This is a genomic window from Streptomyces sp. NPDC002809, from assembly GCF_040295435.1.
Lineage (GTDB): Bacteria > Actinomycetota > Actinomycetes > Streptomycetales > Streptomycetaceae > Streptomyces.
In genome coordinates this window covers 26688-39724 of the sequence record NZ_JBEOVJ010000051.1, presented here as the reverse complement: position 1 = coordinate 39724, position 13037 = coordinate 26688, and the positions used below count along the sequence as shown (strand labels likewise).

Genomic DNA, 13037 nt, shown 5'->3' with positions numbered 1-13037 from the left:
CGGAAGTGGGACCGACCGGTTCGCCGGGTCCATGAGCTGCCCCTGCGGCTCGGTACTATGCCCCGGCGTCCGGTGGTGGAAGAAGAGAGCCGGGCCGTCGTGCGAGAGGGGTCGTGTCGTGGGTGCGGAGGAGGACGGCCGTCGGGGGCAGCCGCGCCCGCGTCGACGTGGGCAGGGTGAGCTGGAGGCCCAGGTGCTGTCCGTGCTGGGAGAGGCGACTGAACCCGTCACCGCAGCCTGGGTTCAGGAGCATCTCGACGCCGGGCTGTCGTACAGCACCGTGATCACGATCCTCACCCGCCTGCTCGACAAGAAGGCGGTCACGCGTTCCGGTTCGGGGCGTCCGGTCCTGTGGCAGTCGACGGCGAGCGGTGCGGGGCTCACTGCGTTCCGTATGCGGCGGCTCCTCGACCAGCGGGACGACCGTGACGCCGTGCTGTCCAGCTTCGTCTCCGCGCTGTCGCCGCACGACGAGGACCTGCTGCGGTCGCTGCTCGGCGAGACCGGTCCAGGGTCCACGGATGAAGCGGAGCGTTGAACCGATGGGCGTCTTCGTCTATCTGCCTCTCGTTCTGCCGCTCACCGCCCTGCCCGTCGCGCGCCTGGCCGAGCAGCACCTGCACCCGCGAACCGCGGCCCGACTCCTGACCGGAACCGCTGTCATTCTCGCGTCGTGCAGCACTCTCTGTCTCGCCCTTCTGGTCGTGGTCGGAACAGCGCAACTGCCCGGCAACCCGTTGCCCGACGGGTGGTCCGACGACGAGGTCCGGGAGGCTGTTCCGCACGACAGGATCGCCGGGAAGGCGTCGATCGTCGTTCTCGCGCTCGTGGCGATGGCCTGTGCGTCCACGGTGCTACGGCACTACCGCTTCCGATTCCGTGCGCACAGGGCGCTTGCGGAGCTGCCCACGGAGTCCGACGTGGCTGTTCTGCCGGACAGTGTCCCGTATGCCTACGCGTTACCCGGCTCGCCGGGAAGGATCATGGTTACTTCGGCCATGCTCGACTGTCTGACGACGGCTGAGCAGCGTGCGCTCCTCGCGCACGAGCGGGCCCACCTGGCCGGCCGGCATCACCGCTTGCTGCTCGCCGCCCGGTTGGCCGGCTGCGCCAACCCGCTCCTGAGGCCGCTGCGCTCGGCCATCACCTACAGCACGGAGCGCTGGGCGGACGAGGAAGCCGCCACCGACACCGGGGACCGGCGTCTCACGGCCCGTGCTGTCGGCAGAGCGGCCCTGATCTCGCACCGGGCAGCCGCGCCTGCCGTCCCGGCCTTCGCGGCCGGGCCTGTCCCCCGCCGAGTGGCTGCACTGCTGGGTCCGGTCCCGCCGGAACAGGGCTGGCCGCCGGTTCTCACCTCCACGGGGATCGCGGCGTTCATCGCCGCGGCCGGCACGGCAGTGTCCACTCTGTCCTCGCTGAACGCGGCCTTCGCCCTGTTCGTCGTACTGGAAGCGGCGACGCCGCTGTAGTCGTGGCACCGGTCGCGGAACCCGGCGGAGGCCCGCAGCACGTGCGAGGTTGGTCCGTTGGTCCTGCCGCGGCCGGGTGAGGTGAGGGGTTCTGTGCCATTGGTCCAGAGAACGGGGGCCGAGTTGAACCATCCGCCCGCCAGATGCTCAGATGGGTCCATCAATGGCGCTGCGGGTCCCTCAGGGGCCTATGCGGCGCTTTTCTCATGTCTGGGCTGGTCCAGGTGCGGAAAGGGGCGGGGCAACTTGCTGAAGGGGGCGTTCGTCGCACAGGATCCGGGTCGGATCCGGCTGCGGTTCGCGTGCAGGGCCGTACTCGGCATCGGGCTCGCCGTCGCGCTGTGCGGGGCGGTGGGGCACTCGCTGGTGGCGGCCATCACCGGTGGCCTGGCTGCGCTGCTCGCACTCTTCACGGTGACCGATCCGACGGTGCGCGGGCAGGCCACCACGACCGCGCTTCTCCCCGTCGTGGGTCTGCCGGTGCTCACGCTCGCCGCTGTGCTTCACGATCTGCCCGTCGCGCGTGACCTGGCGTTCCTCGCTGTCGTGGGGGCGGGTGTGTACGCGCGGCGGTGGGGGCCTCGCGGGCACTCGCTGGGCGTGTTCGGCTTCATGTCCTACTTCTCGGCCCAGTTCCTGCACACCGTGCCCGGCCGGCTGCCCGAGCTGTACGCGGCCGTGCTGCTGTCGCTTGTCGCGTCGTCGGTGGTGCGGTTCGGGGTGTGGTGCTACGAGCGGCGGCTGGTGGCGCCCGTGACCGTCGCGCCTCCTGCCGGGGCGGCAGGGCTCGGGCGGGTCACGACGCGGCAGGCGGTGCAAGCGACGTTGGGGGCGGGCTTCGCGCTCGGGGTGGGGCAGTTGCTCTCCGATCAGCGTTGGTACTGGGCGGTCGGGGCCACCTGGTGGGTATTCGTGGCCACGACCTCGCGAGGCGAGACCGTCGTGCGCGGGTTCCGACGATTCCTGGGGACGGTCCTCGGGATCGGCTTGGGCTTTGCCGTGGCTGTGCCGCTGCACCACGAGCCCGTCGTGGCCGCGCTGGTCGTGGCGCTGAGCGTGTTCGGCATCTTCTACACCGCCGCTGTCTCGTACACCTGGATGATGCTGGCCGTGACCGTGATGGCGAGCATGCTGTACGGGCTGCTCGGCGTACTCGACGCGGGTCTGCTCGTGCTGCGGGTCACCGAGACGACGGCGGGGGCGGTCGGTGCGGTACTGGCGGTGCTCTTTGTGCTGCCGGTAACCACGCACTCGGTGACCGAGGCGTGGGTGGAGCGGGCCTTGCGGTGCGTGCACACGTGCACGGCGGAGGCCGCCGCCAGGCTTTCGGGGAACGAGGACGCCGATCCGCACCGGCGCGTTGCCGAGCTGGAGGCGATCCTCGGCCGGGTGCGCCTGTCACTTGCGCCGCTGGTGCATCCGCTCAACCCGATGAGGGCGCGCAAGCGGCGGGCGCGACACGTGCTGGCGCTGCTCGACGACTGCGCACGCGAAGTACGCGGTCTGGCCTCCGTCGCCGCCGACCCGGAGGCCTCGCACGACATACGGCTCGCCGCAGCCTGCTGGCGTGTGGAGGCGGCCGTCGAGGCCCTCACCGATGCGCCGGTGGACGGGCAGGACCTCCTGATCGAGGACACGACGGCGGCGGAGCCGGCAGGCGCCGAACAGATGCTCGCCCACCTTCACGCGCTGGAGCGGGCTCTGCTCGAACTCGCCGTCCCTCTGCGGAGGTCCATTCGGATTCCGGCGCGCGCCTGAGCCGTCGGGGGCGAAGGGCCGTCGCGTGACGGTCTGCGTCACCCAGCTCCTGCGCGTCTGCCGGCGTCCGGTTCACTACGTGTTCACCTGTACCGCGCTGCCGACGTCGTCGACGGGCCACGGTCTCGTCCACTGCACGGCCTGGAGCGCGCACTCGCCGAACCGGCCGCGCCTCTGCGCACCCCGCCCCGCGCACCCCTCGTCCCGGCCTGACCCGCACCCCTGGTCCAGACCACGCACGAGCACTGCTACGGTCGCCGCGGAAGATCACGGCGGCCGCCGCCGTCGCGATCAGTCGGCGGAGAGAGGCAGTGCGGTGGACAGCAACAACGGTGCCGGGCGGGCATTCATCGGGTCGTTCACCTCGGCGGGCGGGCGTGGCATCACCGTCGCCGCCGTGGACGGGGAGACCGGGGCGCTCACCGTCCTCGGTACGACGGACGCCGTACCCGATCCCTCCTACCTCGCGCTCGGCCGGGGCACCGGCCCAGGCGGCGCGGTTCTCTACGCGGTCAGCGAGACCGAGAAGGGCGCGGCAGCGGCCCTCGACATCAGCCACGACGTCCCGCGGCCCCTGGGGGAGACCCGGCAGGTCGGCGGCAACGGCCCCACCCATCTCGCACTCGCGGGGGGCCATGTGGTCACGGCCAACTACGGATCCGGCAGCCTCACCGTCCTGCCCGTGCTTGCGGACGGCTCACTCGGCGGGGCCCGCTGTGTCCTCGAGCACGAGGGCAGCGGTCCGGTCGTCGAACGCCAGGAGGGACCGCACGCCCACCAGGTCCTCCCCGACCCGTCGGGGAACTGGGTGCTGAGCGTCGACCTCGGCACCGATTCCGTACGGATCTGCGCGCTCGACCCGGACACCGGGGAGCTGCGCCCGCACGGTGAGACGGCGCTGCGGCCCGGCACCGGACCACGGCATCTCGCGTTCCACCCCGCGGGCGGCCACGCCTATGTGCTGAACGAGCTGGAGCCCACAGTCACGGTGTGCCGGTGGGACGCAGCCGCCGGGGTCCTGGAGGCCGTCGGTGAGACGCCCGTGCTGCCCGCGGAGGCGCACGGCGCCGCCGTCCCGGCGAGCTATCCGTCCGAGGTCGTCGTCGCGCACGACGGCCGGTTCCTCTGGGCGGCCAACCGCGGGCACGACAGCATCTCCGTGCTCGCCCTCGACGCCACGGGAGAGCAGGCGTCCCTGGTCACGACCGTGAGCTGTGGCGGGCACTGGCCGCGCGACCTCGCCCTCGACCCCACCGGCCGGCGGCTGTACGCCGCCAACGAGCGGTCGGGGAACGTCACCTGGTTCGCCGTGGACCCGGAGACCGGTGTTCCGGTGCCGAAGGGGTCCCTGGAGGTCCCAGCGGCCTCCTGCGTGATCTTCGCCTGAGGCACGGCAGACGCCCCGGGGCCCGCGAACGGGCCCCGGGGCGTACGTGCGTCACGGGCCGAGCAGGGTACGTCGGCCGTCCCGCTCCCGCGACGGCGGCGCACCCGGGCCTGTGGCGCGGCTCAGTGGACCTGAGCCCCCTGGGCCACCGCCGGAGCGATGCCCAGCGTGGTCATGTACATCGACAGCACCAGCTTGCCGATCGCCGGGTAGGCGCCGAGCGGCTCGGCGCTCGCGCAGCCGGCCTCCTTCACCGCGGCGTCCAGCAGGCCGTCGGCCACCTCGGGACCCACCAGGTAGGGCGCCACGGCCAGCTGCAGCGAGCCGGAGCCCCTCAGCTGCTCGGCGATCGAGGCGACCGAGCCCTCGACGTCGAGCGCGGCGGCCATCACGGGCACCGCGAGCCGCGCGGCCAGCAGCATGCCGGTGATCCCCGCAGCCTGCACGGCCTCCTCGCCGCCCACGGTGGCCAGCACGATGCCGTCCGCGGCCGTGGCCACGGTGAACAGCCTGGCGCGGTCCGCGCGGGCGAGACCGGCCTCGGAGAGTCGCACGTGCAGTGCCTCGGCGAGCAGCGGGTGCGGGCCGAGCACATCGGTCAGCTCGGCCGGAGCAGGGCTGTCCTCGATCGCACGGCGTATCCGCTGCACCCGCGTGCTGTCGGGTCCCGCGAGCAGCGGCACCACGACGGCGGCCGGGCCTTCGGGCTCGGCGACCTCGCGGCCGACGGCCTTGGCCTGCTCGAAGCGCGCGACGCGCTCGGTGGCGGCGTGCGCGAGAACGGAGGCAAGAGTGGGGTACTCGGCGTCGTCACCGTCGAGGTAGCCGATCAGGGCGTTCAGACCGGGGAGCTCGGAGCGGGCGATGCTGATCACCTCTTCGGCCAGACTGCGGCTGGCCGAGGAGGGGGTACCGGGAACGGCAAGAACGAGCGCGGCAGCGCCCTCAGGTGCGACCACGGGCTCCGGGCGGCGGTGCCGTCCGGACTGGCGAGGTCGCGGCATTCGTACAGGCAGGCCGGAAGCGGGCCCAGTGGGGGTGCTCATGGCGCCGCATGCTACTGGTTTTGGGTACCCCGCTGCTCAGGGAGGGGCCGGTCGAGCGTTGTCTGTCCGTATTTATCCGATCAGTGGCTTACCGGTCGACTGCCCCGCTCTGTAGCCCCCTGGGAGGTACCGGTTTCCTGCCCTGACACGGTGACCCGGAGCAGCGTGGGATGGAGCGGCAGCCGAAGACCTCCCGTGGCCAGCGCCTGCGCGATGCGCAGCGCACCGGCCAGCGGGTCACCCGAACCGGGGACGGCCCGTGCGTGCGGCAGCTGCCGCTTCAGTTCCTCGCGCAGCGGTACGAGCAGCGGCTCGCCCATCAGGAACAGGCCACCCGTGAGTGCGACTTCGCATTCCTCGTCGTCCGCCCCGACCTTCGGGCACACGGCGGCGGCCGCTGCGGCAATGTGTTCGGCGGCGTCACGGAGGATTCCCTCGGCGACCGGATCGTGGGCCGCGCACGCGGCCACCTCGGGAGCGAACGAGGCCAGGACCGCGGGCCGGTCAGTACGCGGATAGAGCAGGCCGGGCAGTTCGACCGCCGGGCCGAACATGGCCTCCAGCCGGGCCAGCAGGGCCTGGGAGCCGCCGCGCCGCCCGTCATGGGCGCGCATCGCCGCGTCGAGCCCGGCCCGCCCGATCCAGGCGCCGCCGCCGCTGTCGCCCAGCAGATGACCCCAGCCGTCGGCCCTGCGCCACTGCGTGAGATCCGTGCCCAGGGCGATCAGGCCGGTGCCGCCCGCCACGACCGCGCCGGGCCGCTGTCCGACCGCCCCGGCGTACGCAGTCACCGCGTCGGCGGCGAGCGCCAGCTGCCGAATCCCGAGCGCGTCCGCCAGGGCCGTGGGCAGTTCGGCGCGCAGCTGTTCGCCGAGTGTGGCCATGCCCGCCGCCCCGATGGCCGCGGTGGCGATCAGGTCGCCGCCGCCGTGGCGGGCGAGCAGCAGTCTGGCTGCGGGCAGCAACTGATCCAGGAGGTGGGCGGCGTCGATGCCGGAGGGCCCGGTCCGTACGGGTTCGGCACACACCACGGTGTCCAGGGGGGCGTCCCCGCCCACCGTGCCCAGCGCCACCCTCAGCCCGGAACCGCCCGAGTCGACCCCGAGCACGTACTCCCCGGGCGCATGCCGGTGTGACTCCATGGAGCGGCTCCCGTAAGCAGAGGAATGACGGCGGCAGCCTATCCCCAGGCGCTTCGCGAAGAGCCCGGGGTGTCGCGACGGCCTGTCCGGCCTGCGGGTTCACCGGTAACGGGGGACTCGCGAGGCACCTGCCGTTACGCCGGTAGGGTGAGTCCTGTGACAGCGCGACCTTTGAACGAAGTTGTGGAGCCCGGCTGGGCTCAGGCCCTGGCCCCCGTGGCGGGACGCATCGCCGAGATGGGGGACTTCCTGCGTGCGGAGGTCGCGGCAGGCCGCACCTATCTGCCCTCGGGGGCGAATGTGCTGCGCGCGTTCCAGCAGCCCTTCGACGAGGTGCGCGTGCTGATCGTCGGTCAGGATCCGTACCCCACACCGGGTATGGCCATCGGGCTGAGCTTCGCGGTCGCGCCCGAGGTTCGCCGGCTTCCTGGCAGCCTGGAGAACATCTACCGCGAGCTGAACACGGACCTGGGACTGCCCCGCCCGTCGAACGGCGATCTGACCCCGTGGACGCGGCAGGGCGTGCTGCTGCTGAACAGGGCGCTGACGACCGCACCCCGCAAGCCCGCCGCCCACAGGGGCAAGGGCTGGGAAGAGGTCACCGAGCAGGCCATCCGGGCGCTGGTCGCCCGGGGCACCCCGCTGGTGTCCATCCTGTGGGGCCGCGACGCACGGAATCTGCTGCCGTCACTGGGGGACTTCCCGGCGGTCGAGTCCGCCCACCCGTCGCCCATGTCGGCGGACCGCGGCTTCTTCGGGTCGCGCCCCTTCAGCAAGGCCAACGAACTCCTGACCCGCCAGGGGGCGCAGCCGGTGGACTGGCGCCTGCCCTAGCGGGGACGCGTCACCGCACCGGCCGGCCGGACCCGGGGACCCGTCAGCGCAACGCTCTGTCAGGGGTGGGGGTCGTCCGCCCAACGCCGGAACGACGCCCGGTCGCTGGCGGGGCGAGTCCCTCGGTCACCCGTCGACGACGGCCGCCCGGACGCACAGGACGTCGGGAAGATGCGAGGCGAGCTGCTGCCAGCTGTCCCCGTCGTCCGCGCTCGCGTACACCTCGCCGTTGCGGTTGCCGAAGTACACGCCGGCCGGATCGGCGTCGTCCGTACAGAGCGCGTCGCGCAGCACCGTGCCGTAATGCGCGCCGTCCGGCAGTCCCGACGACAGGGGTTCCCAGCTGCTGCCCGCGTCGGTGGTCCGGAAGACCCGGCAGCGGTGCTCGGCCGGCACCCGGTCGGCGTCGGCGTTGATCGGGAAGAGGTACGCCGTGTCCGCGCGGTGCGGGTGAGCCGCCACCGCGAAGCCGAAGTCGGAGGGCAGGCCCGTGCCGATGTCCGTCCAGTGGTCCCCGGCGTCGTCGCTGCGGAACACGCCCCAGTGGTTCTGGAGGTAGAGCCGGTCGGGGTCGACGGCGTCCCGGCTGACCTTGTGGACGCACTGACCGAACTCCGGGTCCGGATCGGGCAGGAAGACCGCCGACACCCCCCTGTTGGCCGGGACCCAGCTCTCGCCGCCGTCCGCCGTCCTGAAGACACCGGCCGTGGAGACGGCGACCGTGACCGACCGAGGGTTCCGCTCGTCCGTCAATACCGTGTGCAGTCCCTCGCCGCCCCCGCCCGGTACCCATTCGGAGCGCGTCGGATGCTCCCAGAGCGGGCGTACCAGCTCGAAGGACTCGCCCCTGTCCCGCGAACGGAACAGGGCGGCCGGCTCGGTGCCCGCGTACACGACGTCGGGCGCCTCGGGGCCCGCCGGGTGCAGCTGCCAGACCCGCTCCAGTGACGTCCCGGTGAACTCCGGGAACTTCACAGCCGGTTGCTTCGGCTCGACCCAGCTCGCACCCAGATCGTCGGAGTGGAAGACGGAGGGCCCCCAGTGCGCGCTGTCGCCGCCGACCAGCAGCCGGGGGACGTCCCCGCGCTTGTCGATTCCGATCGAGTAGATCGCCTGCGCATTGAAATGCGGGTCGTCGAACTTCCATTCCGCGCCGCGCCTGCGGCCGATGAAGAGCCCTTTGCGGGTGCCGACGGTGAGCAGAACATCGGTCATGACCGAACCTCCCGAAACGCCGTTGTGCCGGATACGGGCCAGTCTGCACCCGGCCACTGACAGCGGCGCGCAGGACGGCTCCGGACACCGCCGCTTCCGTCGTGGGCGGCGGTCCGCGCCCGGGAATCACGGGCGGGGGACCCGGCGTCCAGGTCCGCTCAGGGCACCTTCGGGCGGGTCAGGAGGCGGGTCGTCGCCCCGTCGTCCTCGGTGATGTCACGGACGTGGCGGAAGCCGATCCGGTTCAGCAGGGCGAGCGACGCCTCGTTGGAGGCGTCCACGGTCGCGTGCACCTCGGCCAGGCCCAGAGTGCCGAAGCCATGGGCGACCAGCGTCTCGGCGATCTCGGTGCCCAGCCCCTGCCCCCACGCCGCGGGTGCGAGGGCGTAGACGATCTCGTGGCCGTCCACGCCGGGGGTGGGGGACGGCTTGATCTCCGCGTGCCCGATCGCGAGCCCGCCGCGTCGCACCAGCCACACGTCGAACAGGTCCTGCGCGTACACCTTCGTGAGGAGTCGCCCGAACAGTGCCCGGTCCTCGGCCTCCGGGGACGGGCCGTCGCCCATCCAGCGCGCCACCCGGGCGTCCTGGAAGAGCGCCACGAACTCTTCCTCGTCGGCGGGCGTGTACGGCTCCAGCAGCAATCGCCGCGTGCGCAGGACAGGAGTGCTCATGCCGGGCGACGGTACGTACGTACGCCCGCCGTCGCAACGGGAATGTTCAGTGGCCGCCGCCGGGTGCGGCCGTGCTGCTGCGCACCACCAGGCTGGTGGCCAGATCGACCCGGGTGGTCGCGGGCTGCCGGCCCCGGCCGAGGTCGAGGACCAGCCGGGCCGCGGTCTCGGCCATCTCTATGAGCGGCTGGCGCACCGTGGTCAGCGGCGGCCCGATCCACCGGGTCAGCGGCAGGTCGTCGAAGCCGACCACGCTGAGGTCCTCGGGGATGCGCAGTCCCAGTTCGCGCGCGGCCTCGTACACGCCGAGCGCCTGGAGGTCGTTCCCGGCGAAGATGGCGGTCGGCCGGTCGGCCATGCGCAGCAGCTCCATGCCCGTGGCGTAGCCCGCCTCGTGCTGGAACTCGCCCTCGCGGACCAGGTCGGGGTCGATCGGCAGGCCCGCGGTCTCCAGGGCGGCGCGGTAGCCGTCCACCCGGGCGCGGCTGCACATCATGCGCGAGGGCCCGCTGATGACCCCGATCCTGCGGTGTCCGAGCCCCGTGAGATGACGGGTGGCAGCGAGCCCGCCCTGCCAGTTCGTCGTCCCGACCGACGGGACGTCGTCGCCGGGATCGCCGGCCGGGTCGACCACCGCGTACGGGATGCTGCGGCTGGTCAGCTGGGCGCGCTGGGCAGCGGTGAGGTCCGACAGGACCAGGATCACCCCGACCGGCCTGCGGGCCAGTACGCCGTCCACCCAGGTCTGCCCGGGAGTGAGGCGGCCCGCGCTCTCCGAGAGCACCAGGCTCAGGCCTTCCTCGCGCGCGACGTTCTCGACGCCGCGCACGACCTCCATCGCCCACGCGCTGTCCAGCTCGTGGAAGACCAGATCGATCAGCTGCGACTGGGTCGTGGAGCCGCGTCTGCGGCGGTAGCCGTGCAGCAGCAGCAGCTCCTCCACCTTGGTGCGCGTGCCGGGGGCGACGTCGGCACGCCCGTTCAGCACTTTCGAAACTGTCGGAGCCGAGACTCCGGCCGCTCGGGCGATTTCCGCCAGGGTGGCGGTGCCGTCCGACGACTCGCCGGCAGGCGCCTTCTCCTGATGTGACTGGACGTTTGCGGGGCTCATACAGGGAATCGTAACTGCCCCGTGCCGGGAGGGAGGAGTGGGTCCCGGAGGAAAACTCTCCGCGCCTGACCCCTTGACTGGTCCGAAACACGACCGTACGGTTCCGGCAACATTCGCAAGCAACGCCGAAACATTCGACAGAGGTGCGGTCATGCGGTCGGGAATTTTCACTCAGAGTACGCGTGCGGCGAGATGGACCGCGGCCGGTGCGGCCATGGTCATGGCAGGCGTGCTGGCGGGCTGTGGATCGGGCGGCGACAGCGGAGGTGACGGCGGCGGCACCCTCACCGCGTACGTCTACGGTGACGACGCCGTCAAGATCCAGGAGGCGGCGGTCAAGGAGTTCAACAAGACCTCGAAGGTCAAGGTCAAGCTGATCCCCGTACCGGGCACCGAGTACGTCAACAAGCTGCGCAGTGCCATGGGCTCGCCCAGCGCCCCGGACATCTTCTACAACTGGGGCAGCGGCTCCATCAAGCCCTACCGCGACGCCGGCCAGCTGGTCGACCTGACCTCTACCGTCAAGAACGACGCCACCCTCAAGGACGGCTTCCTCCCGTCCATCATCGAGGCGGGCAGCCTCGACGGAAAGATCTACGGGGTGCCGATGCGCGGCATGCAGCCCGTGATGCTCTTCTACAGCAAGAAGCTCTTCGCCGAGAACAAGCTGGAGGCCCCCAAGACCTGGGAGGAGCTCCAGCACGCCATCACCACGTTCAAGGACAAGGGCATCACTCCCTTCGCGCTCGGCGGCCAGGAGAAGTGGCCCGAGCTGATGTGGCTGGAGTACCTCCTCGACCGGATCGGCGGCCCCGAGGTCTTCAACAAGATCCAGAACGGCGACTCCTCCGCCTGGGGCGACCCCGCGGTCCTCAAGTCCGCCCAGACCGTCAAGGAACTGGTCGACGACGGAGCCTTCGGCAAGAACTTCAACTCCGTCGACTACGGCAGCGGCGCCGCCCCCACCCTGCTCAGCAAGGGCAAGGCGGCCATGCACCTGATGGGCTCGTGGGAGTACTCGACCCAACTCGGCAAGGCACCGGAGTTCGCCAAGAACGACCTCGGATGGGCCAACTTCCCGACCGTGGCCGGCGGTGTCGGCGACCCGGCCAACGTGGTCGGCAACCCCACCAACTACTGGTCGATCAACTCCCGCACCAAGCACAAGGACGAGGCCATAGCCTTCCTCAAGACCATGGCCTCCAAGTCCTACGCCCAGGCCCTCGTTGACAACGGTGACGTACCGACCACGTCCAACGCCACCTCCATGCTGAGCGGATCGCCCAACCCGCAGTTCGCGAAGGACCAGTACGACATGGTCCAGAAGGCACCGAGCTTCACCCTCTCGTGGGACCAGGCGCTGGAGTCCGGTGTCGCCACCCCGATGCTCACCGAGATCAGCAAGCTGTTCGCGGGCAAGTCCACGCCCGAGCAGTTCGTCGCCGCGATGAAGGCCGTCAAGTAACAATGTCCCACGTCTCTTCGTACAAAAAGGTGCGGGGAGGAAGGAAGGCGGCCGCCGGCAACGTCGGCCGCCCCTCGGTCGCCTGGGCCCTGCCCGGCATCCTCTTCTTCACCCTCTTCGCGATCGTCCCGCTGGCGATCGCCGTCTATCTCTCCTTCTGCCACTGGGACGGGCTGAACTCCCCGACCCCCATCGGCATGGACAACTGGACCCGGCTGTTCAAGGACCCGGAGTTCCGCCAGGCCGCCTGGCTCAGCCTGCTGCTCACCTCGGTCAGCTGGGCGTTCCAGACCCCGGTGGCCCTGCTGCTCGGCGTCTGGGCGGCGGGCAAGCAGCGCAGCAGGGCCGTGCTCTCCGCGGTCTTCTTCATTCCGCTGCTGCTCTCCACCACGGCCATCGCGATGCTCTTCCACGCGCTGCTCGACCCCAACTTCGGCGTGATCAAGAAGATCGGGCCCTGGGTCGGCATCGACCCCAACGTCATGGGCTCGTCCACCGGGGCGCTGCTCACCGTGGCGTTCGTCGGCGGCTGGCAGTTCATGCCCTTCCACACCCTGATCTACCAGGGCGGCACCCGGCAGATCCCGCAGGTCCTCTACCAGGCGGCGGAGATCGACGGGGCCGGCATGTTCCGGCAGTTCTTCCACATCACCCTGCCGCAGCTGCGTCACACCATCACGACCTCCTCGGTCCTGATGATCGTCGGCTCGCTGACCTACTTCGACACCGTACTGATCATGACCAGGGGCGGCCCCGGCACGGACACCACCGTGCTGCCGTACCTGATGTACCGGACCGGTTTCCAGACCTACGACCTCGGCTATGCCGCGGCGATCGCGACGGCCCTGGTCGTCGTTGCCACCGCCCTGTCGCTGATCCTCGTGCGCTTCAGCGGTTTCGGGAACATGCGGTCCACCCGGGAAGGTATGTGAC

The 13037-nt window shown here is 71.2% G+C and carries 12 protein-coding genes; 7 read left to right on the top strand and 5 right to left on the bottom strand.

Features of this window, described 5'->3' with window-relative positions; genetic code table 11:
* Positions 1-118 precede the first annotated feature (118 nt).
* The 4 genes from ABT025_RS26120 to ABT025_RS26105 all read left to right on the top strand — a co-directional run bounded on the left by ABT025_RS26120 (position 119) and on the right by ABT025_RS26105 (position 4617).
* A complete protein-coding gene (locus ABT025_RS26120) occupies positions 119-538 on the top strand; it encodes a BlaI/MecI/CopY family transcriptional regulator (RefSeq protein ID WP_350999183.1) in 420 nt (139 codons plus the stop codon).
* 4 nt (positions 539-542) lie between these two features.
* Positions 543-1472 carry a M56 family metallopeptidase gene (locus ABT025_RS26115; protein WP_350999228.1) on the top strand — a complete coding sequence of 310 codons (930 nt, stop codon included), beginning with the start codon at positions 543-545 and terminating at the stop codon, positions 1470-1472.
* A 246-nt stretch (positions 1473-1718) separates the two neighbouring features.
* Positions 1719-3230, top strand: coding sequence for an FUSC family protein (locus ABT025_RS26110; protein WP_350999180.1), 1512 nt, complete (start codon positions 1719-1721; stop codon positions 3228-3230).
* A gap of 316 nt (positions 3231-3546) precedes the next feature.
* Entirely contained in the window at positions 3547-4617 is a 1071-nt protein-coding gene (locus ABT025_RS26105; protein ID WP_350999177.1) for a lactonase family protein, read from the top strand.
* Between the two features lie 122 nt (positions 4618-4739).
* On the opposite strand, the gene ABT025_RS26100 is transcribed toward ABT025_RS26105, so the two are convergent.
* Positions 4740-5663, bottom strand: coding sequence for a sirohydrochlorin chelatase (locus ABT025_RS26100; protein ID WP_350999175.1), 924 nt, complete (start codon positions 5661-5663; stop codon positions 4740-4742).
* Between the two features lie 80 nt (positions 5664-5743).
* Entirely contained in the window at positions 5744-6805 is a 1062-nt protein-coding gene (locus ABT025_RS26095) for an N-acetylglucosamine kinase (protein ID WP_350999172.1), read from the bottom strand.
* Positions 6806-6961: 156 nt separating this feature from the next.
* Here ABT025_RS26095 and ABT025_RS26090 point away from each other — a divergent pair, with 156 nt between their 5' ends.
* Complete coding sequence (locus ABT025_RS26090) at positions 6962-7639, top strand: uracil-DNA glycosylase (RefSeq protein ID WP_350999170.1); 678 nt, start codon at positions 6962-6964, stop codon at positions 7637-7639.
* Positions 7640-7765: 126 nt separating this feature from the next.
* Here ABT025_RS26090 and ABT025_RS26085 read toward each other — a convergent pair whose 3' ends face one another.
* The 3 genes from ABT025_RS26085 to ABT025_RS26075 all read right to left on the bottom strand — a co-directional run bounded on the left by ABT025_RS26085 (position 7766) and on the right by ABT025_RS26075 (position 10639).
* Positions 7766-8854 (bottom strand): WD40/YVTN/BNR-like repeat-containing protein, encoded by a 1089-nt coding sequence (locus ABT025_RS26085; RefSeq protein ID WP_350999168.1) that lies wholly within the window; start codon positions 8852-8854, stop codon positions 7766-7768.
* 158 nt (positions 8855-9012) lie between these two features.
* Positions 9013-9528, bottom strand: a complete 516-nt coding sequence (locus tag ABT025_RS26080) for a GNAT family N-acetyltransferase (protein WP_350999165.1) — start codon at positions 9526-9528, stop codon at positions 9013-9015.
* Positions 9529-9574: 46 nt separating this feature from the next.
* Positions 9575-10639 (bottom strand): LacI family DNA-binding transcriptional regulator, encoded by a 1065-nt coding sequence (locus tag ABT025_RS26075; RefSeq protein ID WP_350999162.1) that lies wholly within the window; start codon positions 10637-10639, stop codon positions 9575-9577.
* A gap of 214 nt (positions 10640-10853) precedes the next feature.
* On the opposite strand from ABT025_RS26075, the gene ABT025_RS26070 reads away from it, so the two are divergent.
* Both ABT025_RS26070 and ABT025_RS26065 read left to right on the top strand, forming a co-directional pair.
* The gene (locus ABT025_RS26070; protein WP_350999226.1) at positions 10854-12104 is read left to right on the top strand and encodes an extracellular solute-binding protein; all 1251 of its coding nucleotides are present in this window, start codon (positions 10854-10856) and stop codon (positions 12102-12104) included.
* Between the two features lie 2 nt (positions 12105-12106).
* Positions 12107-13036, top strand: coding sequence for a carbohydrate ABC transporter permease (locus tag ABT025_RS26065; RefSeq protein WP_350999159.1), 930 nt, complete (start codon positions 12107-12109; stop codon positions 13034-13036).
* Position 13037 lies beyond the last annotated feature (1 nt).